This is a genomic window from Cobetia amphilecti (assembly GCF_020217465.1).
Lineage (GTDB): Bacteria > Pseudomonadota > Gammaproteobacteria > Pseudomonadales > Halomonadaceae > Cobetia > Cobetia amphilecti.
This window is the reverse complement of record NZ_CP084115.1, coordinates 291,718-318,687: the sequence shown is the minus strand read 5'-3', so window position 1 is coordinate 318,687 and position 26,970 is coordinate 291,718. Positions and strand designations below refer to the sequence as shown.

Annotated in this window: 24 protein-coding genes; 5 read left to right on the top strand and 19 right to left on the bottom strand. The window is 65.1% G+C overall.

Going from position 1 to position 26,970, the window contains the following annotated elements:
* Positions 1–38: 38 nt before the first annotated feature.
* Together LCW13_RS01435 and LCW13_RS01430 are read right to left on the bottom strand one after the other, a co-directional pair.
* A complete protein-coding gene (locus LCW13_RS01435; protein ID WP_084589344.1) occupies positions 39–2,426 on the bottom strand; it encodes an FdhF/YdeP family oxidoreductase in 2,388 nt (795 codons plus the stop codon).
* Positions 2,427–2,441: 15 nt separating this feature from the next.
* On the bottom strand, positions 2,442–3,233 hold the full coding sequence (locus LCW13_RS01430; protein WP_052384488.1) for a formate dehydrogenase accessory sulfurtransferase FdhD: 792 nt from the start codon (positions 3,231–3,233) through the stop codon (positions 2,442–2,444).
* Between the two features lie 336 nt (positions 3,234–3,569).
* Here LCW13_RS01430 and trhO point away from each other — a divergent pair, with 336 nt between their 5' ends.
* On the top strand, positions 3,570–4,664 hold the full coding sequence (trhO, locus tag LCW13_RS01425) for an oxygen-dependent tRNA uridine(34) hydroxylase TrhO (protein ID WP_084589345.1): 1,095 nt from the start codon (positions 3,570–3,572) through the stop codon (positions 4,662–4,664).
* 69 nt (positions 4,665–4,733) lie between these two features.
* Here the strand turns inward: trhO and LCW13_RS01420 are convergent, their stop codons facing one another.
* The 8 genes from LCW13_RS01420 to LCW13_RS01385 all read right to left on the bottom strand — a co-directional run bounded on the left by LCW13_RS01420 (position 4,734) and on the right by LCW13_RS01385 (position 12,027).
* Positions 4,734–5,621 (bottom strand): LysR family transcriptional regulator, encoded by an 888-nt coding sequence (locus LCW13_RS01420; RefSeq protein ID WP_084589346.1) that lies wholly within the window; start codon positions 5,619–5,621, stop codon positions 4,734–4,736.
* Between the two features lie 167 nt (positions 5,622–5,788).
* Entirely contained in the window at positions 5,789–5,920 is a 132-nt protein-coding gene (locus tag LCW13_RS01415) for an entericidin A/B family lipoprotein (RefSeq protein ID WP_043333217.1), read from the bottom strand.
* 151 nt (positions 5,921–6,071) lie between these two features.
* The gene (locus tag LCW13_RS01410) at positions 6,072–6,203 is read right to left on the bottom strand and encodes an entericidin A/B family lipoprotein (protein WP_107335644.1); all 132 of its coding nucleotides are present in this window, start codon (positions 6,201–6,203) and stop codon (positions 6,072–6,074) included.
* Between the two features lie 23 nt (positions 6,204–6,226).
* Entirely contained in the window at positions 6,227–6,358 is a 132-nt protein-coding gene (locus tag LCW13_RS01405; RefSeq protein ID WP_084589348.1) for an entericidin A/B family lipoprotein, read from the bottom strand.
* A 65-nt stretch (positions 6,359–6,423) separates the two neighbouring features.
* Positions 6,424–7,419 (bottom strand): zinc-dependent alcohol dehydrogenase family protein, encoded by a 996-nt coding sequence (locus LCW13_RS01400; protein ID WP_043333218.1) that lies wholly within the window; start codon positions 7,417–7,419, stop codon positions 6,424–6,426.
* A gap of 180 nt (positions 7,420–7,599) precedes the next feature.
* The gene (locus LCW13_RS01395) at positions 7,600–8,379 is read right to left on the bottom strand and encodes a sulfite exporter TauE/SafE family protein (protein WP_225347489.1); all 780 of its coding nucleotides are present in this window, start codon (positions 8,377–8,379) and stop codon (positions 7,600–7,602) included.
* 204 nt (positions 8,380–8,583) lie between these two features.
* The gene (locus tag LCW13_RS01390; RefSeq protein ID WP_152965327.1) at positions 8,584–10,656 is read right to left on the bottom strand and encodes a TRAP transporter permease; all 2,073 of its coding nucleotides are present in this window, start codon (positions 10,654–10,656) and stop codon (positions 8,584–8,586) included.
* A gap of 363 nt (positions 10,657–11,019) precedes the next feature.
* A complete protein-coding gene (locus tag LCW13_RS01385; RefSeq protein ID WP_043333219.1) occupies positions 11,020–12,027 on the bottom strand; it encodes a TAXI family TRAP transporter solute-binding subunit in 1,008 nt (335 codons plus the stop codon).
* Between the two features lie 404 nt (positions 12,028–12,431).
* Here LCW13_RS01385 and LCW13_RS01380 point away from each other — a divergent pair, with 404 nt between their 5' ends.
* A complete protein-coding gene (locus LCW13_RS01380) occupies positions 12,432–12,860 on the top strand; it encodes an HIT domain-containing protein (protein ID WP_043333221.1) in 429 nt (142 codons plus the stop codon).
* A gap of 189 nt (positions 12,861–13,049) precedes the next feature.
* On the opposite strand, the gene LCW13_RS01375 is transcribed toward LCW13_RS01380, so the two are convergent.
* From LCW13_RS01375 to LCW13_RS01350, 6 genes are all read right to left on the bottom strand, one after another.
* Positions 13,050–14,264, bottom strand: a complete 1,215-nt coding sequence (locus LCW13_RS01375) for a nickel/cobalt transporter (RefSeq protein WP_052384491.1) — start codon at positions 14,262–14,264, stop codon at positions 13,050–13,052.
* The gene (locus LCW13_RS01370) at positions 14,254–15,015 is read right to left on the bottom strand and encodes a DUF1007 family protein (protein WP_084589350.1); all 762 of its coding nucleotides are present in this window, start codon (positions 15,013–15,015) and stop codon (positions 14,254–14,256) included. The genes LCW13_RS01375 and LCW13_RS01370 overlap by 11 nt, the downstream gene beginning before the upstream one ends.
* 122 nt (positions 15,016–15,137) lie before the next feature.
* Positions 15,138–16,667 carry a sigma-54-dependent transcriptional regulator gene (locus LCW13_RS01365; RefSeq protein ID WP_084589351.1) on the bottom strand — a complete coding sequence of 510 codons (1,530 nt, stop codon included), beginning with the start codon at positions 16,665–16,667 and terminating at the stop codon, positions 15,138–15,140.
* Positions 16,668–16,683: 16 nt separating this feature from the next.
* Positions 16,684–18,768 (bottom strand): sensor histidine kinase, encoded by a 2,085-nt coding sequence (locus tag LCW13_RS01360; protein ID WP_052384492.1) that lies wholly within the window; start codon positions 18,766–18,768, stop codon positions 16,684–16,686.
* Between the two features lie 139 nt (positions 18,769–18,907).
* Entirely contained in the window at positions 18,908–19,345 is a 438-nt protein-coding gene (locus tag LCW13_RS01355; RefSeq protein WP_043333222.1) for a hypothetical protein, read from the bottom strand.
* Entirely contained in the window at positions 19,345–19,968 is a 624-nt protein-coding gene (locus tag LCW13_RS01350; RefSeq protein ID WP_043333224.1) for a hypothetical protein, read from the bottom strand. The genes LCW13_RS01355 and LCW13_RS01350 overlap by 1 nt, the downstream gene beginning before the upstream one ends.
* A gap of 412 nt (positions 19,969–20,380) precedes the next feature.
* Between LCW13_RS01350 and LCW13_RS01345 the strand changes: the two genes are divergently transcribed.
* The 3 genes from LCW13_RS01345 to LCW13_RS01335 all read left to right on the top strand — a co-directional run bounded on the left by LCW13_RS01345 (position 20,381) and on the right by LCW13_RS01335 (position 24,534).
* The gene (locus tag LCW13_RS01345; protein ID WP_043333226.1) at positions 20,381–22,378 is read left to right on the top strand and encodes a BCCT family transporter; all 1,998 of its coding nucleotides are present in this window, start codon (positions 20,381–20,383) and stop codon (positions 22,376–22,378) included.
* A gap of 364 nt (positions 22,379–22,742) precedes the next feature.
* Positions 22,743–23,222: a Dps family protein gene (locus tag LCW13_RS01340; RefSeq protein ID WP_043333228.1), complete on the top strand. Its 480-nt coding sequence runs from the start codon at positions 22,743–22,745 to the stop codon at positions 23,220–23,222.
* Between the two features lie 199 nt (positions 23,223–23,421).
* A complete protein-coding gene (locus LCW13_RS01335; protein WP_043333229.1) occupies positions 23,422–24,534 on the top strand; it encodes an App1 family protein in 1,113 nt (370 codons plus the stop codon).
* A 135-nt stretch (positions 24,535–24,669) separates the two neighbouring features.
* Here LCW13_RS01335 and LCW13_RS01330 read toward each other — a convergent pair whose 3' ends face one another.
* From LCW13_RS01330 to bufB, 3 genes are all read right to left on the bottom strand, one after another.
* Positions 24,670–25,143 carry a DoxX family protein gene (locus LCW13_RS01330; RefSeq protein ID WP_043333231.1) on the bottom strand — a complete coding sequence of 158 codons (474 nt, stop codon included), beginning with the start codon at positions 25,141–25,143 and terminating at the stop codon, positions 24,670–24,672.
* Between the two features lie 78 nt (positions 25,144–25,221).
* The gene (locus tag LCW13_RS01325) at positions 25,222–26,028 is read right to left on the bottom strand and encodes an HvfC/BufC N-terminal domain-containing protein (protein ID WP_052384493.1); all 807 of its coding nucleotides are present in this window, start codon (positions 26,026–26,028) and stop codon (positions 25,222–25,224) included.
* Positions 26,025–26,951 (bottom strand): MNIO family bufferin maturase, encoded by a 927-nt coding sequence (gene bufB / locus LCW13_RS01320; protein WP_225347488.1) that lies wholly within the window; start codon positions 26,949–26,951, stop codon positions 26,025–26,027. Before bufB ends, LCW13_RS01325 begins: the two co-directional genes overlap by 4 nt.
* Positions 26,952–26,970: the final 19 nt, after the last annotated feature.

Genomic DNA, 26,970 nt, shown 5'->3' with positions numbered 1-26,970 from the left:
TGGTGATGCATGCACCCTGCTGCTGACATCTCGCGCCGTCAGGCGATGCGTGAACTGCGCTCCAGACGCACGGGCACCGCCTTGGAGGATGGCGTACCGGTATCAGCGCCGTGGCTTTCCAACGCGACCAGCACGTTGGTTTCCGGATAGTAGGCCCCGATGCAACCGGCCGGGATGTCGTACTCGACCAGACGGAACTGTGGCGCACGTCGCTCGCTGCCGTCCGGACGCGGCTCGCCGAGCATGTCGACCCAATCACCGTCGGCCAGCCCCAGCCGCGCCAGGTCTTCACCATTGATGAAGATCACCCGCCGCTGACCCGACACGCCGCGATAGCGGTCGTTGTAGCCGTAGACGGTGGTGTTGTACTGATCGTGACTGCGCATGGTCTGCAGCGTCAGCCAGCCGTCACGCCGCGCCAGCTGTTGATGCATCACCGACTCCGGCAGCGGCATGTGCGAGAACTCGGCCAGGCCGCTGGAGGTCGGGAAGGCAAGCTCGCGTACCGGATTGGCGAGGTGGAAGCCGCGCTTGTGTGCCAGCCGTGAATTGAAGTCCGCGAAGCCGGGAATGACCACCGCGATCTCGTCACGGATCAGATCATAGTTCTCGCTCAGGGCCTGCCAATCGACCGGATCACTGATACCTCGCGCCGGCAGCACGCGCGCCAGGGTGGCACGCGCGATCGCCGCGATGATGCCGGGCTCGGAGCGCAATTCAGGGCTGGCCGGTGCCTTGATGCCGGCGCTGGAGTGCACCATCGACATCGAGTCCTCGACGCTGATGTGCTGGGAAGCCACCTGTGAGGAGCGATCGATCTCGCTGCGACCGAGACACGGCAGAATCAGTGCATCGGTCTGCTTGCCCATCACCAGATGACTGCGGTTGAGCTTGGTGCTGATCTGGACGTTGAGCTCGAGGTTGCGCATCGCGGCCTCGGTCCGCTCGCTGTCCGGCGTGGCGCGCGTGAAGTTGCCGCCCAGCGCGATGAAGGTCTTCGCCTTGCCCTGCTCCAGCGCCGCTAGGCTCTCCACGGTGTTGTAGCCCGGCGTACGCGGCATGCTGACGCCGTAGCGCGCTTCCAGCGCATCGATCAGCCAGGCGGGCGCCTTCTCGTCGATACCCATGGTGCGATCGCCCTGGACGTTGGAATGGCCACGCACCGGACAGGCCCCGGCGCCGGGACGGCCGAAATGCCCGCCGAGCAACAGCAGATTGACGATCTCGCGCACACTCTCGACGGCATGCAGATGCTGGGTGATGCCCATCGCCCAGGTGCAGATGACGTTGTCGGCGCCCGCGAAGATGGCTGCTGCCTCCTCGAGCTGAGCGCGCGTCAGGCCGGACTGGTCCTCGAGGGTTGCCCACTCGGTCGCCTCGACCAGCGCCTGCCAGGCCTCGACGCCGCGGGTATGCGCCGCGATGAAGCTGGCGGCGCGCGTGAATTCGCCCCGCGCCTCCATCGCGAACAGCGCCTTGGCCATGCCGCGCACCGCCGCCATGTCGCCGCCCATGCGCGGCTGGTAATAGCGATGGCTGATGGGCTGGCTGGAGAGGGTCATCATCTCCAGCGGCGACTGCGGGTCGGCAAAGCGCTCCAGCCCCCTCTCACGCAGCGGATTGAAGCTGACGATGCGCGCGCCACGCCGTGAGGCACGCCGCAGATCGCCCAGCATGCGCGGGTGATTGGTGCCGGGGTTCTGACCGAACACGAAGATGGCATCGGCGTGCTCGAAGTCCTCCAGCAGCACCGTGCCCTTGCCGACGCCGAGACTCGCCTTCATGCCGACACCGCTGGCCTCGTGGCACATGTTGGAGCAGTCGGGGAAATTGTTGGTGCCGAACAGACGCACGAACAACTGGTAGAGATAGGCCGCCTCGTTGCTGGCACGCCCCGAGGTATAGAACAGCGCCTCATCCGGCGACGTCAGCGCGCTGAGGTGCTCGGCGACAAGCTCGAAGGCCGCGTCCCAGCTGATCGGCATATAGCGATCACTGGCCGCGTCGTAGCGCATCGGTTCGGTCAGACGCCCCTGATCCTCGAGCATGAAGTCGTCCCAACCCAGCAGCTCCGTGACGGTGTGCTGCGCGAAGAAGCGCGGCGTGACACGCTTGGCGGTCACTTCCCAGGCCACCGCCTTGGCGCCGTTCTCGCAGAATTCGAAGGAGGAGCCGTGTTCCGGGTCTCCCCAGGCACAGCCGGGGCAGTCGAAGCCCTTGTCCTGATTGGCCTTGAGCAGGGAGCGCACGCTCTTCCACGGCGCCCTGGAGTGACTGACATGCTGACCGACGCTCTTGAGTGCGCCCCAGCCACCCGCCGGCCCGGAATAGGCGGCAATGCGCGGATGACGCGTCTGTTGCGCATCCTCGCGGGGCAGGCTGGCAGACGCAGGCGTCTCGATCTCGGGGGCAGCAATGTCGGTCATGTCAGGATCCACTGGCTAGGATGAACGGGGGCGATCAGCGTGACCGCTGAGCAATTCGAGTCGACGCCCGCGGTGGGCACAGATCAGATTGAGGTCGCAGGCGCGGGCGGTCTCGACGGCGAGTCGCGAGGGCACCGCCAGGGTGATCAGGGTCGGAATGCGCGCACGGATGGTCTTCTGCACCAGCTCCAGGCTGCAGCGGCTCGACACCAGCAACGCCTCGGGCCACACACCGCTGTCGAGGCTCATGCCGATCACGCGGTCCAGCGCATTGTGGCGACCGATATCGGCGCCCTGCGAGATCAGACCGCCTTCGGCGTCCAACCCCAGCGCCAGATGCATGCCGCGGCGCGTGGCGCGCTCCAGGCGTTCCAGCCCGCGCATCAGCGCGTCGGGTGCCAGCGCTGCCCGTGGCGGCAGACGCATGAGTCCCGCCATCAGCTCCGCTTCGTCCTGCACGCCACAGGCGCCGCAACTCGAGACACTGCTCTCACGCCGCTGATGACGCTCGGCCTTGCGCGCCAGCGAGTCACTGACCTCAAGACGCACCGCCAGCCCATGACGGAGCCGCGAGAGATGGATCGCCGAGACCTCGTCACGCCGCGTGATCCAGCCCGCGGTGAAGGCATGCCCCAGCGCCAGCGGCTCAAGGGCCTCTGGACTGGCCAGCAAGGTGCCCATCGCGGTGTCATTGAGCGCCAGACTTACCGGCAGCTCCGATGGGCCATCCAGCTCGCGCAGCGGCACCTCGCGGGCATCCGCATAGCCTGCAGCGCCTGGCGCCTGTTGATAGAGCGAATCTTTCATTACGGCTCTCCGTGGCGCAGATGCGTGGCGAGAATGGCGCGCGCAACCCTCAGCCGACCTCTGCGCAATATGGGAATATCCTACCGTCATGCCGTGAGGGCGACCAATTGAGCCGAGCCGCCAATTGATAGACACCACCAATGAAGATGGCGTCCGGCCGGTGACAGGCATGCGGGCCATCGCAGTGGGCGAGAAATTCGCGCGCGAGTCGCGTAAAATGCGTCGCCGACCCTTGAGGGTGCTCCTGCTGTCGCGCTATCACCCGCCCGCCGGCCGCTCTCATCTCTCGATCATCCTGCTCCGGATTTACGTTCCGGCCCGCATGAGGACCTTCGCATGACCGACACTCCCGACCTGACCGCCGCGTCTGATCAGGCCAGCGCCCCGCAGCTGACCAGCACGTCTGCCTCCAGCCGCCCCAGCCCGCTGGCGCCGCAGCATGTGGTCTGCGCGCTTTACAAGTTCGTCACCCTCGAGGACTTCGAGGCGCTACGCGACCCGCTGCTGGCGGTGATGAACGAGCACGCCATCCGCGGCACCCTGCTGCTGGCCCGCGAAGGCATCAACGGCACCGTGTCCGGTTCACGCGCGGGCATCGATGCGCTGCTCGCCTGGCTGACCAGCGACCCGCGCCTGGCCGAGCTCGACACCAAGCAGTCACTGGCCGAGCAGGCGCCCTTCCTGCGCGCCAAGGTCAAGCTCAAGCGCGAGATCGTCACCATGGGCGTCGAGGGCATCGACCCACGTCACACCGTCGGGACCTATGTGGAGCCGAAGGACTGGAATGCGCTGATTTCCGATCCTGAGGTGCTGCTGATCGACACGCGCAATGACTATGAAGTGGAAGTGGGGACCTTCGCCGGTGCCGTCAACCCGAACACCACTGCCTTCCGTGATTTCCCGGACTACGTCTCGCGTGAGCTGGACCCGGCACAGTACCGCAAGGTGGCGATGTTCTGCACCGGCGGCATCCGCTGCGAGAAGTCCACGGCCTATCTCAAGGAGCAGGGCTTCGATGAGGTCTATCACCTCAAGGGCGGTATCCTGAAGTATCTGGAAGAGGTGCCCGAGGAAGAGACGCTGTGGCAGGGCGAGTGCTTCGTGTTCGATGAGCGCGTCACCGTCGACCATCAGCTGCGCCCCGGCCAGTACGATCAGTGCCATGCCTGCCGCCTGCCGATCACCGAGGAAGACAAGCAGAGCGAGCGCTACCAGAAAGGCGTCAGCTGCCCGCGTTGCTACGACAAGCTGAGCGATGCCCAGAAGGCGCGCTTCGCCGAGCGCGAGAACCAGATTCGCCTCGCCAGAGAACGTGGCGAAGCCCACCTGGGCATGGATGCCGTCGCCCAGATGCAGGCGCGGCGCGATGCCAAGCAGCAGCAGCGTGAAGCCGCCCGCCGTGCCGCGCTGGAAGCCAGCAAGAAGAGCTGATAGCAGCCAACGCCGCTTTCGCTACCTGAACACCCCGTCTCGACGGGGTGTTCTGCGTTGCAGGCTCGCTCAATCGGCCACACCCGCCGAGTGAGGCAGCGAACGCAGCAGCTCCAGCACGGCATTTAGCCGTCGGCTACGCTGCTGACCACTGCGCCACAACAACCCGACCGTCTCGCCCTCACCGGGCAGCCGACGCGCGATCAGCCCTTCACCAAGCCGCGAATCGGCCAGGTTTTCCGCCAGCACGCTGACCCCCAGGCCAGCCTCCAGCATCACGCCGAGGCCGGAAATCGAATTGGCCTCCAACAAGGGCGAGGGCTGCAGTCCCAGCAGCTCGAACTGCTGATTGAGGCGTCGCCGCTGCTGCATCTCCGGCGTCAGCAACACCAGCGGATAGTCACGCAGGCACTCCCACTGCGGCGCGTCGGGCAGGCGGAAATGCGTCTGACTGGCGATCAAGGCCGAATGCTCCGGATAGAGCGGTCGACAGGCAAAGCCGCTCATCGCGGGCGCCGCGGGGTAGCCGACTGCGAGATCCAGCTCGCCATCCTCGAGTCCCTGGGCCAGCGATGAGGTCGACAGCTCACGCAGGCGCAGCGAGAGCTGCGGAAAGGCCTCGCGCAGCCGCGGCAGAAACTCACCGACCGCCGCCAGCGCCGACGGCACCACGCCCAGTGACAGGCGGCCGGTCAGCACCGCGTCCGGCGACAGGTCTCCCTTCAGCTCATCCAGCTCGGCGAGAATGCGCCGTGCGTGGGTCAGCACGCGCTCCCCTTCGGGCGTGAAGCCCTCGAAGCGGTGGCCGCGCAATATCAGCGCCGTGCCCAGCTCCTCCTCGAGCTGCTTGAGGCGCGCCGACAGCGTCGGCTGGGTTACATGACAGACCCGCGCTGCGCGACCGAAATGGCGCTCACTGGCCAGTGCGACCAGAAAACTCAACTGTCGATGATCCATGTCGGGCCCTTGGCTCGCGGTGGCGGGAGTGACGTACGCTGAGGGCGCATGTCGTCAGCGCTATGATGACGCAAGGCGGCCCGTCAGTCAGCCTGAGCGGCGACCAGACACGAAAACGCCCGGCACAATGGCCGGGCGTTGGATATCACCACTATCCGGGGCGTCGCTTATTGAGCGGCGTCCTGGACAGCTTCGCCGGCATGCTCGACATCCTGGCCGGCACCGTCAACGGTGTTGCAGCCGGAAAGCGCGGCCAGAGTGAAGAAAGAGGCGAAGATGAGTGCAATGGTGCGGGACATGGTCATGCTCCTTGCGGTAGTGAATATCGAAAAATCTCGTAAAGGCGCCAGCTCCTGCGCCTCTACCCTCATACCTTGGGCCGCCCCATGGGCTTTCAAGGGGTGAGATTCATGTTTTGTTCACTCGCCGCCCATGTCATGGACAGTGCCATCAACTGGCCGATTCCTCGATGGAACCCCCAAGGTGTTCGAGATCTTCCCCGAAACCTTCCACGGTATTGCAGCCACCCAACAGCAGGCCGAACAGCAGCGCGGTGCCAGTCATCATCATGAATCGTCGCATGGGCATTCCTCTCTTTCGGGCAATCAGCTGGCGGCGTTGTCGATCGAACCGCCCAGATGCTCCAGGTCCTTGCCGAAACCGGCCACGGTATTGCAGCCGGCCAGACTCACACTGGCCACCAACAGGGCAGCCACCATCAAACGCGTCATTCTCATCACTTCTCTTCCTGATCAACGGCCAATGAAGGTAAGACACCCTCACTGACCGAAGGTGCCAATACTCAACGATTTACCAGCAGAATCTTGCCCAGCGCCTCGCCGGACTCCAGCAGCTCATGCGCCTTGGCGACGTCACGGAAGCTGAACTGGTGCTCGTCGAGCAGCGGACGAACCGCACCGGCCTCCAGCATCTCGCTCAGGGCGTTGAGCAGCTCCGGCTGGTCGTCCATGCCGATACCGGTCAGCAGCGGTACCGAGCGGAAGATGACGTGCAGCGACAGGTTCTTGGAGTGCAGCTGGGTCAGGTCGTGGGTCGAGCGGGTATTGATGGAGCACAGACGACCGGAGGTCGCGGTGGCCTCGATGGAGCGATCCAGGTTGTCACCACCGACGGTGTCGAAGACCAGATCGAAGCCACGCCCGGAGGTCAGGCGCGTCACGTAGTCCGCGACCGCTTCCTCGCGGTAGTTGATGATCTCGTCGGCGCCCAGCTGGCGTGCCAGGTCCGCCTTGGCTTCGCTGGACACGGTGGTGGTGACATGCGCGCCGAGATACTTGGCGATCTGTACCGCGACATGGCCGACGCCGCCGGTGCCGGCGTGGATCAGCACGTGCTCGCCTTCCTTGATCTGACCGCGCGAGACCAACGCTGTCCAGGCCGTCAGGAACACCAGCGGCAAGGCCGCGCACTCTTCCAGCGTCAGCGCCGCCAGGCTCGGGCGCTTCACGATCACACGGGTGTCGGCGATCATATAATCGGCCAGAGCACCCTGCCAGCCCTTCACGCCACCGGCACAACCCAGCACTTCATCCCCGACGGAGAAGTCCGATACGCCTTCGCCGACGGCATCGATCACCCCGGAGACATCGCCATTGAGAATGGCCGGGAATTCCGGGTGCGACTTGACCAGCCCGCTGCGCAGCTTGGCCTCGATGGGGTTGATGCTGGAAGCCGTCACCTTGATACGCACCTGCCCCCGCGCCGGTGTCGGGGTCTCCAGTTCGCGCTCGACGAACACTTCGGGACCGCCGTACTGCTCGATGACCATGGCTTGCATGAGGAAAGACTCCTGAACGATGAAGGAAGAGACGCCATAGCCGGGCTCGGCGCCATCATGAATAGGGGGGTGAGCGGCGTGCCGGTGTGTCGACAGGACAGACTGGCATTTCGCTCAGATTACCGCGAGCTTACTCCGTGTCTAACATAAGGTCAGCATCAGCTCAGCATCAGGCCAGCATCAGGTCAGCGCCAGCTTGAGCACGATGATGAAGATGACCGCGACCGTCAGCCACTTGACCCACCGCGCGCCCGCGGGACTCATGTTGACCCGCGCGCCGAGGAAGGCACCGCTCATGTTGCCGACCGCCAGCACCAGACCGTAGGCCCAGCGCACCTGACCATCGAACACGAACACCGCCAGCGCCGGCAGGGTATACATCAACACGATGAAGACCTTGAAGACGTTGACCTGGGTCAGGTCGATCTTGAGCAGCCGGTAGAGCACCACGATGAACAGCACGCCGACACCGACCTGGATGAAGCCACCATAAATGCCGATGCCGAACATCGCCAGCAACACCACGGGCGTGATGCGCTCCGGCGTCAGTTCACGGGTGTCGATGCGCGGCGTCGGCAGCAGCATCATGATCGAGCACACCACCATCACCACGATCAGGACGCTCTCGAAGGCCTCGGCACTGATGCGGGTCGCCAGCCAGGCGCCCAGCATGGCGCCTGCCACGGCGGGTACGGCCAGCCGCCAGGCCACCCCCATGTTGTGAGCGCCCGCCTTGAGGAAGGTGCTGGTCGCGGTCGCACTCTGCAGCGCGATCGCCACGCGGTTGGTGGCATTGGCCTGCGCAGGCGGCAGGCCGAGAAACATCAGCAATGGCAGCGTCAGCATCGAGCCACCCGCCGACAGCACATTGATGAAACCGGCCACGCCACCCAGTGCGATCAGCGCCACTACGCTGATCAGATCAAGGCCGCTGGTCAGCCCTGCAACATCCGACATCATGCCGACATTCCTTGTCCCGCCATCCCGTTGAGTGAAGACGCCCGAGGCGGACAGGCCCCAGAGCGCGCGATGCCCGACACACCACCCTCGCGTGACTGAGCGGGGGAAAGTGATGCCGGGCATCGTTCATAGCATATCGCGTCGCGTCACGCCTGCTTCAGCCACATCGACTGACGCGTCTGGCGCTCATCCGACACGCCTGGCTCAGTGCGCCAGCGCTTCCTGCCGGCCACTCTGACGCACGCTGTAGGTCAGCACGCCCAGGAAGATGACCAGGCCTGCGAGGTCGTAGGTCAGCTGACCATGCGGCCACAGCATCAGCGCACCGAGCGGGAACATCGCCAGACGCAGCCACCAGGGCAGCTCGTGCTCCAGATAGCCTTCCAGGCCCGCGACGATGGCGTAGATCCCGAACAGCGCGAACACGAACACCGTCAGCATTTCGCCGATGTCACCGGAGATCAGCGGGCTCCAGGCGAACAGCAGCGGCACGATGTAGAGTCCCTTGGCGATCTTCCATGCCATCAGGCCGGTCTTCATCGGCGGTGTGCGGGCGATCGCGGCTGCCGCGAAGGCGGTCAGGCAGACCGGCGGCGTGACGTTGGAATCCTGGGACAGCCAGAAGATGATCATGTGCGCACTCACCAGTGCCATGGTCAGCACGTGCGGCGACAGCGCCTGCTCATACAGCTGGCTCTGGAAGGTATCCGGCACCAGCGCCAGCAGTTCGCGGGCGGCGTCCATGCTCATCGGCGCACCCAGCAGGTCCAGCTTGTCCGGTGCTGCCAGCATGAAGATGGCCTTGGCCTGCTCCGGCAGGTTGCCCGCCGCCAGCAGATCCACCAGCTGGGAATGGGCGATCAGGTTGTAGAGCGCCGGGGCGGACAGCGTGCCCAGCACGATATAGGACGCCGTCACCGGCAGGCCCATGCCCAGAATCAACGAGGCCAGTGCGATCAGGATGATGGTGATCAGCAGGCTGCCACCCGCCCAGTCGGTGATCATCAGCGAGAAGGTGTTGCCGATACCGGTGGTGGAGACGACGTTGACGATCAGGCCGACGGTGATCAGCAGAATCGCCGTGGTGGTCATGTTGCGCACCCCGGCCAGCATCGCCTCGATGATGTCGCCGAGCTTCATCGGATTCTTCGACAGCCACGAGGCCGCGATGACGGACAGGATCGCGATGCCGGCGGCGTAGGTCGGCGTGAAGCCGTAGATCAGCGCGCCGACCAGCACGAACAGCGGTGCCAGATAGTGCCAGCCATCCTTGAGCACGTCCTTGAGACGCGGGCCCTGCGGGTCATCCAGCGCCGTGGCGTCGGAGCGCTTGGCCTCGATGCGCACGAACATGGCCACCGACAGGAAGTAGAGCAGCGCCGGCAAGGCGGCCACGCCGACGATGGTCAGGTACGGCACCTGGGTATAGGACGCCATGATGAAGGCGCCCGCGCCCATTACCGGCGGCATCAGCTGGCCACCGGTCGAGGCGGCGGCCTCGACCCCTGCCGCGAAGCGCGCCGGGAAGCCGGCACGGCGCATCAGCGGAATCGTGATCACACCGGTGGAGACGGTGTTGGCGACACTCGAACCGGACACCGAGCCCATCAGGCCGGAGGCGAACACCGCCACGAAGCCCGGCCCGCCCTTGAAGCGACCTGCCGCGCAGCGCGCCAGATCGATGATGAAGTCACCCGCGCCGGACTTGACCAGAAAGGCCCCGAACAGGATGAACATGAACACGTAGGACCAGGAGATGCGCGCGATGGAGCCCAGCATCCCTTCGCCGCCGATGAAGCTTCTGAACAGCACCGTCTCCCAGGTCAGGCCCGGGAAGTTGAACACGCCGCCGACATACTTGCCCCACCAGGCCACGTAGGTCAGCGCGATCAGACACAGCACCGGGATGAACCAGCCGGTGGTGCGACGCGCGAACTCGAGGATCAGACCGACCGCGACGATGGAGACCACCCAGTCCGCGGTGGAGAACACCACGCCGCGGTCATAGAGCGCATCCTCGAAGCCGATCAGATAGAGGCCGCAACCCAGTGCCGCCAGCCCCAGCATGACATCCACGCCCAGCACCCAGCGCTTGGCACCATCACTGGCCGGCGTCAGCATCGGAATGGTCAGCGCGCACAGCAGACCGAACAGGCCGTAGTGCAAGGCGCTCACCCACAGCTCCGACAGGGTCGAGACGGTGTTGAAGTACAGGTGCGCCAGACAGATGACGATGGAGATCACGAAGACGGCACGCCCCAGCCAGGGCAGCTCCATGCGCCACGGCGCAGCTTCGGCGGATTCGTCGCGCACACCGGAGAGATCCGGCTCCTGCGCTTCGCTATCAGTGGGACGAGAGGGCTCTGGCGAGCGGGAATCATGCATGGCGTTGCCTCAAAACGGGATCAGACAGCGATGGCGCAGCGGCGACTTGCGTCACCATGCGCCCGGGCTTGCGAGGAGAATACGGGCTTCTACAGCAATCAATCGTGGGCACTGCTCTGGTCCTGCGCCTCACCTTGCCCACGCGGGGCAGTGTCATGGCGCCGGACCGGCGGTGGTTTATTGGTCTGGGAAACTGCGCTGCCCTCACCGCCGCCAGAGGCGAGCGATGAGGGCAGCGGGAACATCAGGAGTGGATCACTCGGCGATCAGGCGCGCCGGAATCTCGATGCCCTGCTCCTTGAAGTAACGTGCGGCACCCGGGTGCAGCGGCAGCGGCAGGCCCGCGATGGCCTTGTCGATGGCCATGGCCTTGGTGGCCGGGTGGATGTTGTTCAGGAACGGCAGGTTCTCGTACATGGTCTTGGTGATCTGATAGACGTCTTCTTCGGAGACATCATCACGCACCACCAGGATGTTCGGCTGGGCGATGGTGTTGATCGCCTCGTCCTGGCCCGGGTAGGTGCCAGCGGCGATTTCATACGGAGTCCACAGTTCGAACTGGGAGTTGACCTTGGCCAGCTGCTCTTCGGTAAAGTCCAGCGTGGTGATCTCGCCGCCCAGGTTGGCGTAGGCACGGGTCACGGCGGAGGCCGGTGCGCCGGCCGGAATGTTCATGCCGTCGATGTTGCCGTTCTGCATCGCGTCGGCGCTCGGGCCATAGCCCATGTAGGCCAGATCCATCTTGTCGGCATCGATGCCCAGCTGCTCGAGGATGAAGCGACCCGAGCCTTCGGTACCGGAGTTCTTCTTGCCGATGGAGAAGCTCTTGCCGTAGAAGTTGGTCATGTCCTCGATGGTGCCGGACTTGACCTCATCATTGCGGGCCACGAAGTGCTCGACGTTCTGCCATAGCATCGAGATGCTGCGCAGGTTCTTGTGCGCCTTGTTGACCGGCGGGGTGCCATTCCATGCCCAGGCGCCGTAGAGGCCCTGGATGATGCCGAACTGGGCCTGGTCCTCTTCCATCAGCTTGAGGTTCTCGCCGGAACCGGCAGAGGAGATCGCGGACACGGAGATGCCGGCGGTCGGCTCGAGCTTGACCTTGATCAGCGTGGAGAGTGCCACGCCGACCGGGTAGAAGGTGCCACCGGTGGTGGCGGTACCCATGATGTACTTGCCTTCCGCCTGAGCCACGGCACTGAGACCAAGAGAGGCTGCGATGGCGAGACCGAGACCGGCCTTGAGGAACTGGCGCTTTTGCATGGAGTGACTCCTTGGCGAACCTGCCGGGCGCAGGTTGAGCATTCTTGTAATGTGGGTAGGCAGACGGACATTGCGGCTGAGCAGGCTCTGGCCCTGGGCGGTGCTGGCCATGTCGCGACCGACAATGCGCAAGGTAGCCCTCTTTTGCGTGGGGCGTTCGTTGCGAGCCTCTGCATCAGCGTAGGAAGAAGGTTAGCAACTGTCCGCGCGGCGCGATATTTGGCGATGGGGGCATTGCGCAGCCCTCACAGCGCGCACGGGCAATCCGCAAAGTGGCAGGATTCTGCCGATCTGGTCACACTGAGGGCATTCGCGGGCGTTCACGCCAAGGAGTCCGCCACGATTCGGGTTACCCTTTGCCCTCGACTCACGCCCGCCCTGCTCCATCCGATCAAGGAGAGACGATGACCCCCTTCAGCCTTCACCCGCAGCTGGACGCCGACACTCACTTCGTGGCCGACCTGCCGCTGTGCACCGTGCGTCTGATGAACGATGCGCGCTATCCGTGGCTGGTACTGATTCCGCGCCGCGATGCCATCCGCGAGATCTACGAGCTGGACAGCAGCGCCCAGCAGCAGCTGTGGCAGGAAACCACGCAACTGGGCGAGTTGCTGATGACGGTAAGCGGCGGCGAGAAGCTCAATATCGGCGCACTGGGCAACATGGTGCCGCAGCTGCACATGCACGTGATCGCCCGCCGCAGCGATGATGAAGCCTGGCCGGGGCCGGTGTGGGGCGTCGGCACGGCCGAGCCCCACGACAGCGAAGCGCTAACGGTGCTGGTCGACACCCTGCGCATGAAGATCGCCGAGCTGCCGAGCTATTCCTACTGACAGCGTCACCTGCGCTGTCACTGATACTGACACTGACATCTACGCTCTCGCAGACACTGTCATCTGCGCTCTCACATCTACGACAACGGGGCCCGATGGGCCCCGTTGTCGTATCTTTCTGGTAGTAAGCAGCAGCTAGTAAGCGGCACGCCTGCCTTGGCGGCGCTGGTCTCACTCCTCGCCTGAGCTCTACCCTGATGACCTCGGACCCAGAGGGCTCTGGAGGGAGGTGCCCGGCGCCGAGCGATCAAACGGCGAAGCACCGCGACCGGTGGGAGAGTCCAGCGCCTTGAGACTGCTGGCGACCAGCAAAGCGCCAAAGACCGTGATGATGATGCCGCCGAGCAGACCGACCAGCGCCGCCCACGGCCACTGACGACGCGCGCGGCTGCCCGGGTGCGACCCACCCAGGCGCGAGCCGGCCGCCACCAGGCGTCCACTGGCCTTCATGATCAAGGTGGCCATCGCCACGCTACCCACCGTCAGCGCGGTGCCCAATGACATCGCCAGCACCGCCAGTACCCCGCTGCCGACCATGTTCAACGCCAGCGCGGCCAGCAAGACCAGAATCGCGCCGGAACACGGCCGCAGGCCGATCGCCAGCACCGCCATGCCCATGGTGCGCCAGTCGCCACTGGCCTGCTCCGCCGTCACGCCATGCGCATGGCCGCAACCGCAGTCATGTCCGTGTGAATGAGCGTGGCCGTGAGAGTGAGAATGTGAGTGGTCGTGGCCAGGCGACGGCTCGAACGCCAGCCCCTGCATCGCTGGCGCCTGCGGCGCTCCCACGCTTGAGACAGGCTGTGCCCTGACAACACGCCATAGCGTGCGAGCGGCGCGCCACAGCAGCAACAGCCCCAGCACCAGCACCCCGAGATGACTGAGCAGGGTGACCTTCTCGACCTGCCCGAGCACATCACGCCCCGCCCAGTCGAGCAGCCCCGCCCCGAGGCCAACCAGCACCAGCGCACTGACGCCCTGCAGCAAGGCTGCCAGCAACGACAACCACAGCGCACGGCGTCGAACGATGGGCTGACTGACCAGCAGCGTACTGATCACGACCTTGCCATGCCCAGGGCCCGCGGCATGCAGCACGCCATAGGCGAAGGACAGCCCGATCAGCGCCCAGGGCGTGCCCGGATGCGCGGCAAGCTCACTCATGGCGCGCCCCAGCGAGCGCTGGAAACGCGATTGCTCGGCAAAGATCCACCCCAGCGCCTCGCCCCAGCCCTGCACCAGGCTTGGCCAGAGCGCCATGCCCAGCACAAGCAGCCCGCAGCCGACCGCCAGCCAGCCTGCCAGGCGCCGCCCCCGCGACGAGGCCGGTTTCAGCAGGCCATCGCGCATGCCCTTGAGGCTCTTGATATCGCCAAGCCCGCTGGTGTCCTTCGGCTCACTGCTCATCAGCCACCTCACAGCTGACACTGCCGACCTCGGCGAAGTACTGGCCGAGATCCATCGGTGCGGTGGCATTGATATCCAGCATCGAGGCCTCGGCGACCTTGGACGGGTCCGGGTCGGCCGGCGTGATGCCCGGCGTGCAGCTCAGCGCCGAGTCCTGCCCTTCCAGCCCGCTCACCACCAGCCCTTGCTGCACGGCGATGGCATCCGGGTCATGCAGAATCTCGATGTAATAGGTGGGGTCGTAGATACGATAACTGAGGGTGTGGCCAGCCATCGCCACCGGCTCGGCCAGCGGCAGCTCCATCTGGAAGGCGACACGCTCACCCTTGAGCCAGGTGGTCTGGCGCGTCGCCTTGCCAAGCGCCACGGGTTCGCCGTCCAGCGTGACATGGGTGTAATAATCGAACTGCGACAGATTGGCCAGAATCTCGCTGCCCAGCACATCGAGGCGCTGCTCCATGCTGGTATCGTCCTCGAGCGCGGCCAGCTCCTGACGCAGCGTCAGGCTGTAGAAGGGGTCGAGCAGCCAATACTGGCGCATCGCGACGGCCCGCCCCTGGTCATCGAGGCGCAGCGTCACCCGCAGATCGACCCAGCCGTGCGGATGCGCGGCGGCGGGCTGACTGGCCACCAGGGTGCCCAGCATCAGCAACGGCGTCAGCCAGACCGCGGGACGCAGGCTGTGACGAGATGGAAAACGCGCCAGCGCGGACGACAGCGCCGCCACCAGGCGATGAACAGCAACAGACATCGGGAAACTCCGGCAGAACGTCACGGGGACGACAGGAAGGGATTGGCAGGATGTTACTTCATGACAAAACGGGCGACATCCCGACGCAGCCCGAGGACACCTTCGACAGGCAGCGGTGACGGTCAGTTCGCCGAATCATCATGGCCATGACGAAAGTCTTCACGGCGCAGCCCGTATTTGTGCATCTTGAGATTGAGCGTACGCCGCGGCAGTGCCAGCTCCTCCAGCACCTGAGCGATGTTGCCGCGTGCGCGGGTCAAGGCGGCGCGAATCAAGGTCGACTCGAACATCGCCACCTGTGCCGCCAGCCCATGCTCCTCGCTGCTCGCCAGCGCCTCGTCGCTCGCCCCATTGCCGGCCTCGCCTGCGTCCTGCTCCGCTGAGGCATTGCCCGGTGAGGATGACTGCCGCGTCGTGGGCGATTCCCCCAGCACCACGCGGCGACTGGCGGCCTGACGCAGCTGCCACAGATTGCCCGGCCAGTCCGCCGCCATCAACGCGGCCAGCTCACCGCTGGCGAAGGGTTGCGCCTCCACCTCATGCACCTCGGCGGCCTGACGGCTGAAATGCGCCATCAGCAACGGGATGTCCTCGCGCCGCTCGCGCAGGGCGGGTGTCGTCAGTTCGATCTCGGCCAGTGCATGCCCCAGAGTGCGCGTCAGCGGCCCGCTTGCCATCACGTCGCCCACGCTGCACTGCGCGCTGCACACCAGCCGTGGCGCCTGGCGGGCGCCGTCCTCACGCGTGGCGATCCAGCCATCCAGCCACTGCCATTGCGCGCCACTCAGGTGGTCCACCTCATGCAGCAGCAAGGTATTGGCCGCAGGACATGCCGCGAGCGCATCCTCGATCGCGCCCGCCAGAGCCTCCGCGCCCTCTGCCCTGGCTTGCGACAGGGGCGCGCATTCCACTCGTGCCAGCAAGGCCGTCGCCGCCGTCGGCATGGCAGCAGATAAGGCCGTCGCCTCGGCAGGCGGCGCATGCTCGGCCAGTGCCAGCGCCAGAGTGCTGCGCCCGCTGCCCGCCTCGCCGCTGATCCAGACGCGCGCCGGGTGCCCGCGCAATTCAAGCAGTCGCTCACGCAGCTGGCGAATCTGACGGCTCTCGCCCCGCAGCAGACCACTGAGGCCGCGCACGCTCAAGCGGCGGCGCAGGCGTTGGTTTTCATCACTCAGGCGCCGCCCCGCCAGCGCCTGACGCAGCTTGAGCTCCAGCGCTTCGGGGTCAAACGGCTTCTCGATGAAGTCGCGCGCGCCGCCCTGCATCGCGGCAACGGCCGTGGCGACATCGCCGTGACCGGTCATCATCAGCACCGGCAGCTCCGGTGCCTGCAGCGCAAGCCGCGCCAACAGCGTCAGGCCATCCATGCCCGGCATGCGGATATCGCTGATCACCACGCTGACCGGCTCGGCGGCGGCCAGGGCTTCCAGCAGCGCCTCGGCGCGCGAGAAACAGCGCAGATGGATCTCGGCCAGCTCCAGCCACTGGGCGAGGGATTCGCGCACCGCCGGGTCGTCATCCACCAGCCATACCGGCGCCTCACGGGTCAGATCACTGTCCTGCTGCAGGCGCAGCTCTGCCGGGTCCAGGCCCGTGGCGGCAAACTCCTCTGCGCCCTCGAAGCCATCGCTGTCATGCGTATAGCCTGTCATTCGTGCGTATACCCCGTCATGTCACGGATTGCTGCCCGCTGCCTTGTTGTTCGGTGCCGTCGGCTGCATGCGTTGCCTCCGACGCCGGCGTGCGTAGCCACAATTCGAAGCAGGCGCCGCCCAGCGCAGAGCCCTCAGCCAGCGAGGAGCCCTCAGCCGGTTCAGACACTGAAGCGCCATCGGCCAGACGCAGCTGGCCACCCAGATCGCGCGCCAGGCCATAACTCAGAAACAGCCCCATCCCCATGCCTTCGCCGACCTCACGCGTGGTGGTGAAAGGATCAAACAGCGTGGCACGCAGCGCAGGGTCGATGCCGGGGCCGTTGTCCTCGATGCGCAGACATCCACCAGGCTGCCCCTCGAGGCTGGCCACTGTCGGCCAGGCCTGCCAACTGAGGCGCAGTCGCGGGGCCGTGCGCTCGTCGCTCTGCTGATCGGCCTGCTGTGCTTTCTGCTGCCCTTCCAGCGCATCGAGCGCATTGCGGATCAGGTTGGTCAGCAACTGCTCGAGACGCACCTGTTCGCCCATCACGATGATGTCCCGGGGCAGCGCGTCCTGCTCCACCGTCAGGTCAAGGGCGGTGACTCGCTCGGCGAGCAGCTCCAGCGCGAAGTCGATACGCGGCGCCAGCGCCAGGGCGACGGGCGCCTGCTGACTGGCCGGGCGCACAAAGACCCGCAGCTGGCGAATCATGTCGGCCAGACGCTCGGACAGCTCACTGATACGCGTGAAGTTGCTGGCGGCGGATTCGGCGGCACGCGCGGTCAGCTCGGGGCGCGTTGCGGCGGAGGCGATGCCCCGCGCCAGCAGCTTGCCGCCGCTGGCGGCGTAGGTGCGAATGCCGACCAGCGGCTGATTGAGCTCATGAGCGATACCGGCCGCCATGGTGCCCAGCGCGGCCAGCTTGCCGGCCTGCACCAGCTCATCACGCGTGGCCTCGAGTTCGCGCGAGCGCTGGGCGACCCGCTCCTCGAGGCGCTCGTTGATCTCGCGCATCATCACCGCTTCACGCCGAATCAGCCCCAGGCGCGCCTGTCGCTCGCGCATCCACAGCGCCATCATCGCCAGCCCCAGGATCACGGCGAGCCCGACCAGCACCACATTGCGCGCCTGGATATAGAGTGGCCGCAGCGGCATCAGAAAATGCAGTTGCCAACCCAGCGGCCCGCTGGCCAGCGACTCATCCAGATAGCGCTGACCCATCGCCGCCGTCGGCAGCCGCGCGATCTCCGACGCCGCCAGTTCGTGGTTGTCGCCCAGCACCAGGCTGCCGTCCTCCAGCTCCCGCGACAGCGGTGTCAGCGGCGCCCCGCGAAACTGCTGCTGTGCCCGAATGCTGTCCAGCGCCTGCGGCTCGATCGCCTCCAGCGCGCGATATTTCCAGTTGCGCCGCGAGGCCAGCAGCACGATGCGATTGACATCGGCGAGCAGCACCGTCTCCCCCGCCTGGCGCCAGGTATCCTCCAGCGCCTCCAGCGAGACCTTGACCACCATGACGCCCAGCGGCTCGCCCTCGGCCCCGAGTACCGGCGCCGAGACAAAATAGCCGGGACGCCCGGTGGTATTGCCGACGGCGAAGAATTCACCGCGCCCGCGCGCCAGGGCATCGATGAAGTAGGGCCGGTAGTCGTAGCGATAGCCGACGAAGCTATCTGGCTCATCGAAGTTGCTCGCGGCCACGGTCATGCCGTCACGGTCGGTCAGGAAGATGGCCGCCGCGCCGGAGGCACGCGCGACACGCCGCAGATGCTGGTTGAGATCACTGCTCGAACCGAGGGGAGCGGCAGCACTGGCAGCGTCGCGTTCGTTTGAGGGGATAATAGGCAGCGTTGCCGCAGGCGGAACGCCCTGCTCGCCAAGGGCGATACGCACACGGGCCTGGCGCGCCAGCAATTCCGGCAGCCACTGGAAGCGCGATAACTCGGCATTCAGGGTGCTGGCGTAGAAATTCAGGCGAGTCGCCGCGTGCTGGCGAGCATCACGCTCGCCACGCGCCAGCTCCCAATGCCAGAGAGCAAACAAGGCCATCAGCCCGGCCAGCAGACTGGCCGAGAGTGCCAGCCAAGCCAGACGCCGACGGCGCAGCGCACTCAGCGTCATGGGCCATCACACCGCGCGAGCGCGGGCTCGCCCGGGCTCCGGCACTGCCCGCCTGCAAAGTGGTGGGCAAGGCCAGAGAGGCGACGCCGAGGGCCGCCTCGTGGGGTTGCCATGCGTGGGATTGGCATGCGCGGGGCGGTCACGGCGCGCCGATCACCGGCACGGTGCGCGCATCCAGAGCCACGGCGACCTCCACCAGCAGGTTGTCGAGGCGGCCCGGCGCGATATCGGCACCATTGCTGTCACCGCTCACGCTGAGACGAATCTGGCCGTTGACCTCGCTCACCCAGGCCTCGAGCGCCAGCGGCGGCCGGGCAGCATAGCTGGCATCGAGGCGCTCGAGGTCAGGGTCTGCCCGCTCGATGATGAAGCCACGCTCCGCCAGCGTCGTCAGCAGGGTGACGAAGACCTGCTGGGAGGTCAGGGTGCCGCTGTTGGGGGCGATCACCGCGGTGCGCGAGTCCGGCGCATGGGTCGGCTGATTCATGCAGCCACCCAACACCAGCAGGCCGGCGAGCAGCGTCGCAAGCCCCAGACGCTGCCACAGCGAGCGTGGAGATGCCTTGCGCATGTTCATCAGCGAACCTCCCGTGGATCACGACCCGCCAGCGCGGCCTGCAGCTGACGCTCGATCTGGCGGCAGCTGTCGCTGTCATTGTGAGGACGGGCATCGATGACATAGCCGCCCTGATTGATGACCTGCTCATCGCGGATCACGCGCACGCGCTCATCCGGCGCGACCAGCGAGATGCGCTCGAAGCTGATCGGGTCATCGCGGAAGGTGTCATTGCCGACGCCCACGCCGAAATCATTGCCCGCCGCGACGCCATAGCCCACCGAGAAGCCGATGCGCGAGCCGAAGGGCCCATCGATCGCGCCCAGCCCCGGCTGGTCCACCTTGCGCTCACCCGTCACCACGCCCAGCGCCTGTTCGCTCTCGCGGATCTTGTAGCCACGGGCCTCGACGACCTGCGCCGCGGCACGCAACCACTGATTGGCATCGCCCTCACGCGGGAAGATGCAGGCTTCGGGCAGGCCAGCGCTGTCATTCGCGGCCAGCGGGTCCTTGCCGGACAGGGCCGAGCAGCCGCTCAGCAGCACCAGCCCGATTGCGAGCAGTGTCATGCGCGACAGGCGCGAGCGCGCTGACGTGTCAGCCACGCTTGGCCGTGCGGAAAATTCGGGAAGTCGATGGAGCATGCGAACGTCTCCGGTCAGCCACTTGAGCCGGCGCGACATCACGATTTTCACACCATGAGACACACCAGAGGCACTAGACTGACACATAAGTCTTGTAGGGTTTCTGCATAATTATGGTATCGAGACAGCGGGATACCCTGGATGCAGGAAGCCTCATCTTAGCGCCCAGCCATGCCAGCGCCTACCGTATCCAGCCCCCGACAATGCAAGCCAAGACCGTACCGCCATTGCCATTTCGCACGATGATCACGCAACGCCAGCACTGTCAGGGCCGCTCGCTCGGCGCGCAAACCGCCGGTCAGCGCGCGCAACACTGGTTACATATGGAAACGATATCGCGCGGACAACTCACGACGCTACAGGTTCAATAAGTTACCATTATCGACGAATAGGCAATCAGGGAGAGAAATTTATGTCAGAAAATGCCGACCAGCCCACGGTCGCCAAGATCAATCCGCCAGTCTTCTTCGGCTCCGCCGTGGTGATTCTGGCGTTCGTGATCTTTACGGTCGCCATGCCGGATACCGCGCAGACCGCCTTCGGTCATGTCCAGACCTGGATCATCGACACCGTCGGCTGGTTCTACCTGCTGGCCATGGGCGTGTTCGTGATCTTCACGCTGGGTCTCGCCTTCTCGAGCTATGGCGACATCAAGCTGGGGCCAGACCATTCCGAGCCTGATTTCAGCTACGGCTCCTGGTTCGCGATGCTGTTTTCCGCGGGCATGGGCATCGGCCTGATGTTCTACGGCGTCGCCGAGCCTGTCTTCCACTTCACTGCGCCTCCGGTTGGCGATGCCGGCACCGTCGAGGCCGCGCGTGAAGCCATGAAGACCACCTTCTTCCACTGGGGCATCCACGCCTGGGGCGTCTATGCCGTGGTGGCGCTGGCGCTGGCCTACTTCAGCTTCCGCCACAACCTGCCGCTGCGCATCAGCTCTGCGCTGTATCCGCTGATCGGCAAGCGCATCCATGGCCCGATCGGCCATGCCGTCGATATCTTCGCCGTATTCGGCACCATGTTCGGGGTCGCGACCTCGCTGGGTCTGGGCGTGCTGCAGGTCAGCTCCGGTCTGCATTACCTGTTCGATATCGACAACGACCTGACCACCCAGATCATCCTGATCGCCATCATCACCTGTCTGGCGACCGTTTCCGTGGTCATGGGTCTGGACGGCGGCATCCGTCGTCTCTCCGAGCTGAACCTTGGTCTGGCACTGGCGCTGATGCTGTTCGTGCTGTGCGTGGGCCCGACCATCTTCCTGCTGCAGACGCTGATCCAGAACATCGGTGGCTATCTCAGCGAAGTGGTCGACAAGACCTTCAACATGTTCGCCTATATCCCGGAAGATGGCCCGTCCAAGTGGCTGGGTGGCTGGACTCTGTTCTACTGGGGCTGGTGGATAGCGTGGTCCCCGTTCGTGGGCATGTTCATCGCGCGTGTCTCGCGTGGCCGCACCATCCGTGAATTCGTCTACGGCGTGCTGTTCGTGCCGATGGGCTTCACCTTCCTGTGGCTGACCTTCTTCGGCGACAGCGCCCTGCACATGCTGCTGACCGATACTGCGGGCAACCTGGCAGAAGCGGTCTCCGCCGACGCGTCCGTGGCACTGTTCAAGTTCCTGGAGCTGTTCCCGTTCGGTAGCATCACCTCCATGCTGGCCACTCTGCTGGTCGTGACCTTCTTCGTCACCTCCTCGGATTCCGGCTCGCTGGTCATCGACATGCTGACCTCCAAGGAAGGTGACGAATCTCCGGTCTGGCAGCGTGTCTTCTGGGCCTTCTCCGAAGGTTTTGTCGCCGTAGCGCTGCTGATGGCGGGTGGCCTGGGTGCTCTGCAGACCGCCTCGCTGGCCTCTGCCCTGCCGTTCGCGATCATTCTGATGTTCGTCTGCTACGGCCTGCTCAAGGCACTGCGTCTCGAGGGCGTCAAGCAACGCTCCATGCAGCACCTGAGCAACACGCCGGGCCACACCGCCGGTGGCGCACGCAGCTGGCAGAAGCGCGTCCAGACCCTGGTCGAGACGCCGCGCCAGAAGAACGTCGAGCAGTACCTGATCAACACCGTCACGCCGGCACTGGCGGATGTCGCGAAGGAATTCGAGGCCCAGGGCCTGGATACTCGCGTCAATGACGAGGATGACCGCAGCTATCTGCAGGTCAGCCACGGCGAGGAAGTCGACTTCGTCTACGGTGTGCGGGTGCGCGAATATGCAGCACCGGCCTTCGCGCTGCGCAACGTCAGGCGCAAGGGCACCAGCGACGTGGAACGCCATTACCGCGCCGAGGTCTTCCTGCGTGAAGGTGGCCAGACCTATGACGTCATGGGTTACACCAAGGAGCAGGTGATCGGCGACGTGCTGGACCAGTACGAGAAGCACATGCACTTCCTGCACATGGCGCGCAACTGACGCCTGAGCGTTGCAGAGGTGATGACAGCTGATGACATGGCTGTCGCAAAGGCCCCGCCCCGTGCGGGGCCTTTGCGTATGTGGCCGATATCAGAATGTCCGAGTCGACGACATTGACTGCAATATCAGTGTGCGACCTTGAAAACCACGTGCGCGCACCACATCTCTTTCCAAGCATTCATCTACGGCTTGAGGGTGGTGCGCCGGCGACGATAGGGGTGGCCGATGAGGGCGATACAGTGAATTCGTTACCCTGCATCCCGCCCAGCCTCTACACTGGTGGCATACTGGCAGCACGGCTCGCCACCTGCATCTCCACTTTCCCCACAATGCCGTTCACTTCACATTTTTCAGGAGAGTCTTCATGTCCAACGATACCAATGCCATCGGTTTGCACACTGCCAGCGCCACTCAGCTGGCCGAGCACCTCAACATCCTGCTGGCCAACTACCAGACCTTCTACATGAATGCCCGTGGTTACCACTGGAACGTGAAGGGCAACCAGTTCTTCGAGCTGCACGTGAAGTTCGAGGAAACCTACACCGACTTGCTGACCAAGGTCGATGAGATCGCCGAGCGTATCCTGACCCTGGGTCACGAACCGCTGCACGCCTACAGTGACTACGCGCGCGTCGCCACCATCAAGGAAGACACCCACGTCAGCGACGGCACGGCTTGCGTCAAGGGCCTGCTGACCGGTTACAAGTCCCTGATCGAACTGCAGCGCGAGATCATGTCCGTCGCGTCTGACGCCGACGATGAAGGTACCGCTTCACTGGTCGGTGACTACATCCGCGAGCAGGAAAAGACCGTGTGGATGCTGTCCGCCTACCTGGGCGAGTAAGCGATCAAGCCAATGCAGCGCCAGGACATGACAGTGCGGATCACTGATGCTGTTGTCTGACGCTGTAATTGACTGACACTGGGCCGCGAGGCATTCGCGCAGTGTGAACGCCGCCTTTCGACCCTGCACACGCGGGACTCGGAAGGCGGCGTTGTCATGTGGCCATGAAGGCCCGCCAGATACCGACCAGGAGGGTTGCATGTCACTGCCGCTGACACGTCTGCTACGCAAGCTGCTGCATGTAGCTGCCAAGCCCATGCGCCACGCCCAGGGCAAGGATGGCTATGTCATTCACGCCTATCGTGGCTATGGCTCGCATAGCGAAGCCTTTCTGATGGGGCGCATCTTCCGCCAGCCCGGCTCACGCAGCCAGTTGGCTCCCGGCGCCGGGCGCGACCTGATGGATGTCGGCCGCCGCATGCTGCGCTGGGGCAAGAGCGGTGTCGAGGTAGAGGTCGCGCTGGGGGACAACCGCATCACCGCCATCACCGACCGCGATGGCTACTTCAGCGTGCATCTACCGCTCGATGAGCCGCTGGAGCACCAGGGGCAATGGCATACCGCCCGCATCACTGCGTGTCCGCCGAAGCAGCCCCCGGTGGAAGGCGAGGCGCAGGTCTATCTGCCGCCCATCAGCACACGCCTCGGGGTGATCAGCGATATCGACGACACCGTGATGTACACCGGTGTCGCCAACAAGCTCAAGATGCTTTACCGCCTGTTCATCGAGTCCGCCGAGCGCCGCACCGCCTTCCCCGGCGTGGCCGCGCTCTATCAGGCGCTCCATGAGGGTGATGACGGCCAGCAACAGCGTCCGCTGCTCTATGTGTCGCGAGGTCCGTGGAGCATCTACGAGATGTTGGAGGTCTTCTTCCAGCACAATCGCATTCCGGTCGGGCCGATCCTGTTCCTGCGCGAGTGGGGGCTGACCCTGCAACGCCCGCTGCCCAGACGTTCCGAAGACCACAAGCAGGCGCTGATCGAGAAGATGCTCGGCCTGTATGACGAGATGCAGTTCCTGCTCATCGGCGACAGCGGCCAGCATGACCCGGAAGTCTACGCCGAGGTCGTGCGCCGCTATCCCGGTCGCATCTGCGCGATCTACATTCGCCAGATAGGCGATTCGGACTCGCGCAAGGCCGAGCTGGACCAGCTCGGCGAGGAGCTGGCCGCTCTCGGCTGTGTGATGCTGTTGAGCACCGATAGCCTCGACATGGCGCACCACGCGCATGCCAACGGCTACATCGATGCCGCCAGCGTCGAGATGGTACGTGCCGAGATCGAGCATCAACTCGCCGACGAGCCGGCCTGAGCGCCTCGATAGCCAGCGGATAGATGGCTGGCACTATCGCGGTACTACAACGCAAGACGGAGACCCCAGGGTCTCCGTCTTGCGTTGTGCGCGACTGATCTCTGCCTCACCGAACGACTCTGCCGAATGACGGCCTCAGGCGGTGCGTGAGCGAATCAGCTGATCGAGCGACAGGCGTCCCGGGCCTTGCAGTACCAGCACCAGCAGGCTGGACAGCCACAGACCATGAGTGACCCAGGCGTGGGGATAGACGAACAGCTGGATGGTCAGCGTCATGACGGCCAGCCCCAGCGCCGCGAAGCGCGTCCCTAGCCCCAGCCACAGCATCAGCGGAAACAGGTGCTCGGCGATGGTCGCCAGCCAGGCGGCCAGTATCGGCGAGACCAGCGGCAAGGCGTATTCATGCTCGAACAGAAAGAAGGTGCTGTCCTTGATCGTGAAGCCGTCGACCTTGGTCTGCGCCGACATGAAGAATACCGCGCCGACGATGATGCGCATCAGGATCAACAGCGCATCCATCCGCAAGCTTTCCAGCCAGACGAACACTTTCAGGACCTGCCCCGCCACACCGGTACGAACCGCAGGCGTCGTTGATGATTCAAGGCTCATGATGAGGCCTCCTCAAGGGTGCGCCAGGGCGCGAAGGGTCAAACAGAAAAGAGCCGAGCAGAAAAGAACCAGGCAGGATCAGGTCGGCGCGCGGAAGGCACCACTTGCCAGCAGGGGGGCCAGCAGCGGCCCCAGCTCCTGCTCGGGGTGCGCGTCCGCGAGCCGCGCTGCCGCGCCCGCCAGCGTCTGCCCCGCCAGCAGCAGTTCGAGCAGCAAGGCAGCGGCCTCGCACAGCACCGTGACCTGCACCTCCAGCGCTGGGCGCGTGATCAAGATCCGCTCCGGCCGCGCGATATCCAGACCTTCAAGCGTCGCGTCGGCATGCTGATGGCGCTGCCAGATCTCGAGCACCGCATGCTCCAGGTGCAGCAGACAAGCCGCGGGGTGCGCCGAGAACCTGAGTTCCATCACCGCCTCCGGCGGCAACCCCGCCAGCTGGGTCGGCACCAGGGCTTCGGCGTCCGCCGCGTGATAGGCCACCAGACGAGCGGCCTCGAAGCGGGCCAGGTCCACCGCATAGAACGGCAGCTGAGCGGCCGACACCTGACGCGCCTCGACCAACGTGGTCAGGGTCGTATGCAGGGTCTCGGCAAGCCCGGCCCCGTACTCCATCATCAGCGGTGAGCGCGGCAGATGCTGGCGGGAATGATCGTGGGCCAGGGCCGCAAAGAAGCGCTCGCCCACCACCTGACGGGTCACCGGATAGGCCTCTTCCAGCGCACTGATCAGGCTGGCCCAGACATTGTTGCGATAGACATCGAAGCGCTGCTGATGGCCTGCCTCGATACCGGGCAGCGCGGCATCAGGCTGGGTAAGTGCCTCGATGAAGGCGCGCTGCCAGTCGGGCTGGCGCTCAGCGCTGGCATGCCGCTCGAGAGAGGTCATTGGCCGCCCTCCATGCCGGAGCGCGTCAGCTGCTGCGCCCGTGTGCTGTGCAGCAACGCCTGAGCGCGCGTGGTCTGCCCCAGCAAGACCTCCAGCGCCGGCACCTGGGTGTCCCATTCAATCAGCGTCGGACGCGGCCCGATGCGATTGATGAAGTCGGCATACAGCGCCCAGACCTCATCGCAGACCGGCGCGCCATGGTTGTCGATCAGCAGGCCTTCACGCGAGTCCTCGCCATGCCCCGCCAGATGGATTTCCCCGACGGCGTGGCCCGGAATTGACTCCAGCCAGGCCGCGGGATCGATCCCGATGTTGTGCGCCGAGACGAAGACATTGTTGACGTCGATCAGCAATCCACAGCCACTGCGCTCGACCAGGCGAGTGAGGAAATGCGTCTCGGGAATCAGTTCCGCCCCCAGCTCGCGTGCATCGAAACGCAGATAGTGGGCGGGATTCTCGATCAATACCTGACGGCCCAGGGTGTCCTGCAACTGCATCAGGTTATCGCTGACCCGTGCCAGCATCGCGTCCGTCAGCGGTACCGGCAGCAGGTCGTTGTAGAAGTGGCCGCTATGGCCGGCCCAGGCCAGGTGTTCTGACACGCTGGTGGGCGGGTGACGCTCGCAGAGCGTTTTGAGGCGCGCCAGATGCGTGGCATCCAGCGGGCGCTCCGATGCCAGCGACAGGCCGACACCATGAATCGAGAGCGGGTACTCCTGCAGCGCATCCAGCCGGGCATGAGGTGCCCCGCCGGCGCCCATGTAGTTCTCGGCATGAATCTCGAGAAACCCCAGCGCCGGACGCGACGACATCAGCTCACGCACATGCTGCGCCTTGAGGCTGATACCGACGGCCATCTCGTCGAGGGACGGATAGGCCGTACCGAAATCCGGACTGCCGGAGGAAGGGGATGGCTGGTGCATGAAGACCTCTCGAGGCGGC

Bases quoted from the DNA above. Each gene is read 5' to 3' on its own strand.
- LCW13_RS01435 (WP_084589344.1), bottom strand. From the start codon at position 2,426: ATGACCGACATTGCTGCCCCCGAGATCGAGACGCCTGCGTCTGCCAGC.
- LCW13_RS01430 (WP_052384488.1), bottom strand. From the start codon at position 3,233: ATGAAAGATTCGCTCTATCAACAGGCGCCAGGCGCTGCAGGCTATGCG.
- trhO (WP_084589345.1), top strand. From the start codon at position 3,570: ATGACCGACACTCCCGACCTGACCGCCGCGTCTGATCAGGCCAGCGCC.
- LCW13_RS01420 (WP_084589346.1), bottom strand. From the start codon at position 5,621: ATGGATCATCGACAGTTGAGTTTTCTGGTCGCACTGGCCAGTGAGCGC.
- LCW13_RS01415 (WP_043333217.1), bottom strand. From the start codon at position 5,920: ATGTCCCGCACCATTGCACTCATCTTCGCCTCTTTCTTCACTCTGGCC.
- LCW13_RS01410 (WP_107335644.1), bottom strand. From the start codon at position 6,203: ATGCGACGATTCATGATGATGACTGGCACCGCGCTGCTGTTCGGCCTG.
- LCW13_RS01405 (WP_084589348.1), bottom strand. From the start codon at position 6,358: ATGAGAATGACGCGTTTGATGGTGGCTGCCCTGTTGGTGGCCAGTGTG.
- LCW13_RS01400 (WP_043333218.1), bottom strand. From the start codon at position 7,419: ATGCAAGCCATGGTCATCGAGCAGTACGGCGGTCCCGAAGTGTTCGTC.
- LCW13_RS01395 (WP_225347489.1), bottom strand. From the start codon at position 8,379: ATGATGTCGGATGTTGCAGGGCTGACCAGCGGCCTTGATCTGATCAGC.
- LCW13_RS01390 (WP_152965327.1), bottom strand. From the start codon at position 10,656: ATGGAGCTGCCCTGGCTGGGGCGTGCCGTCTTCGTGATCTCCATCGTC.
- LCW13_RS01385 (WP_043333219.1), bottom strand. From the start codon at position 12,027: ATGCAAAAGCGCCAGTTCCTCAAGGCCGGTCTCGGTCTCGCCATCGCA.
- LCW13_RS01380 (WP_043333221.1), top strand. From the start codon at position 12,432: ATGACCCCCTTCAGCCTTCACCCGCAGCTGGACGCCGACACTCACTTC.
- LCW13_RS01375 (WP_052384491.1), bottom strand. From the start codon at position 14,264: ATGAGCAGTGAGCCGAAGGACACCAGCGGGCTTGGCGATATCAAGAGC.
- LCW13_RS01370 (WP_084589350.1), bottom strand. From the start codon at position 15,015: ATGTCTGTTGCTGTTCATCGCCTGGTGGCGGCGCTGTCGTCCGCGCTG.
- LCW13_RS01365 (WP_084589351.1), bottom strand. From the start codon at position 16,667: ATGACAGGCTATACGCATGACAGCGATGGCTTCGAGGGCGCAGAGGAG.
- LCW13_RS01360 (WP_052384492.1), bottom strand. From the start codon at position 18,768: ATGACGCTGAGTGCGCTGCGCCGTCGGCGTCTGGCTTGGCTGGCACTC.
- LCW13_RS01355 (WP_043333222.1), bottom strand. From the start codon at position 19,345: ATGAACATGCGCAAGGCATCTCCACGCTCGCTGTGGCAGCGTCTGGGG.
- LCW13_RS01350 (WP_043333224.1), bottom strand. From the start codon at position 19,968: ATGCTCCATCGACTTCCCGAATTTTCCGCACGGCCAAGCGTGGCTGAC.
- LCW13_RS01345 (WP_043333226.1), top strand. From the start codon at position 20,381: ATGTCAGAAAATGCCGACCAGCCCACGGTCGCCAAGATCAATCCGCCA.
- LCW13_RS01340 (WP_043333228.1), top strand. From the start codon at position 22,743: ATGTCCAACGATACCAATGCCATCGGTTTGCACACTGCCAGCGCCACT.
- LCW13_RS01335 (WP_043333229.1), top strand. From the start codon at position 23,422: ATGTCACTGCCGCTGACACGTCTGCTACGCAAGCTGCTGCATGTAGCT.
- LCW13_RS01330 (WP_043333231.1), bottom strand. From the start codon at position 25,143: ATGAGCCTTGAATCATCAACGACGCCTGCGGTTCGTACCGGTGTGGCG.
- LCW13_RS01325 (WP_052384493.1), bottom strand. From the start codon at position 26,028: ATGACCTCTCTCGAGCGGCATGCCAGCGCTGAGCGCCAGCCCGACTGG.
- bufB (WP_225347488.1), bottom strand. From the start codon at position 26,951: ATGCACCAGCCATCCCCTTCCTCCGGCAGTCCGGATTTCGGTACGGCC.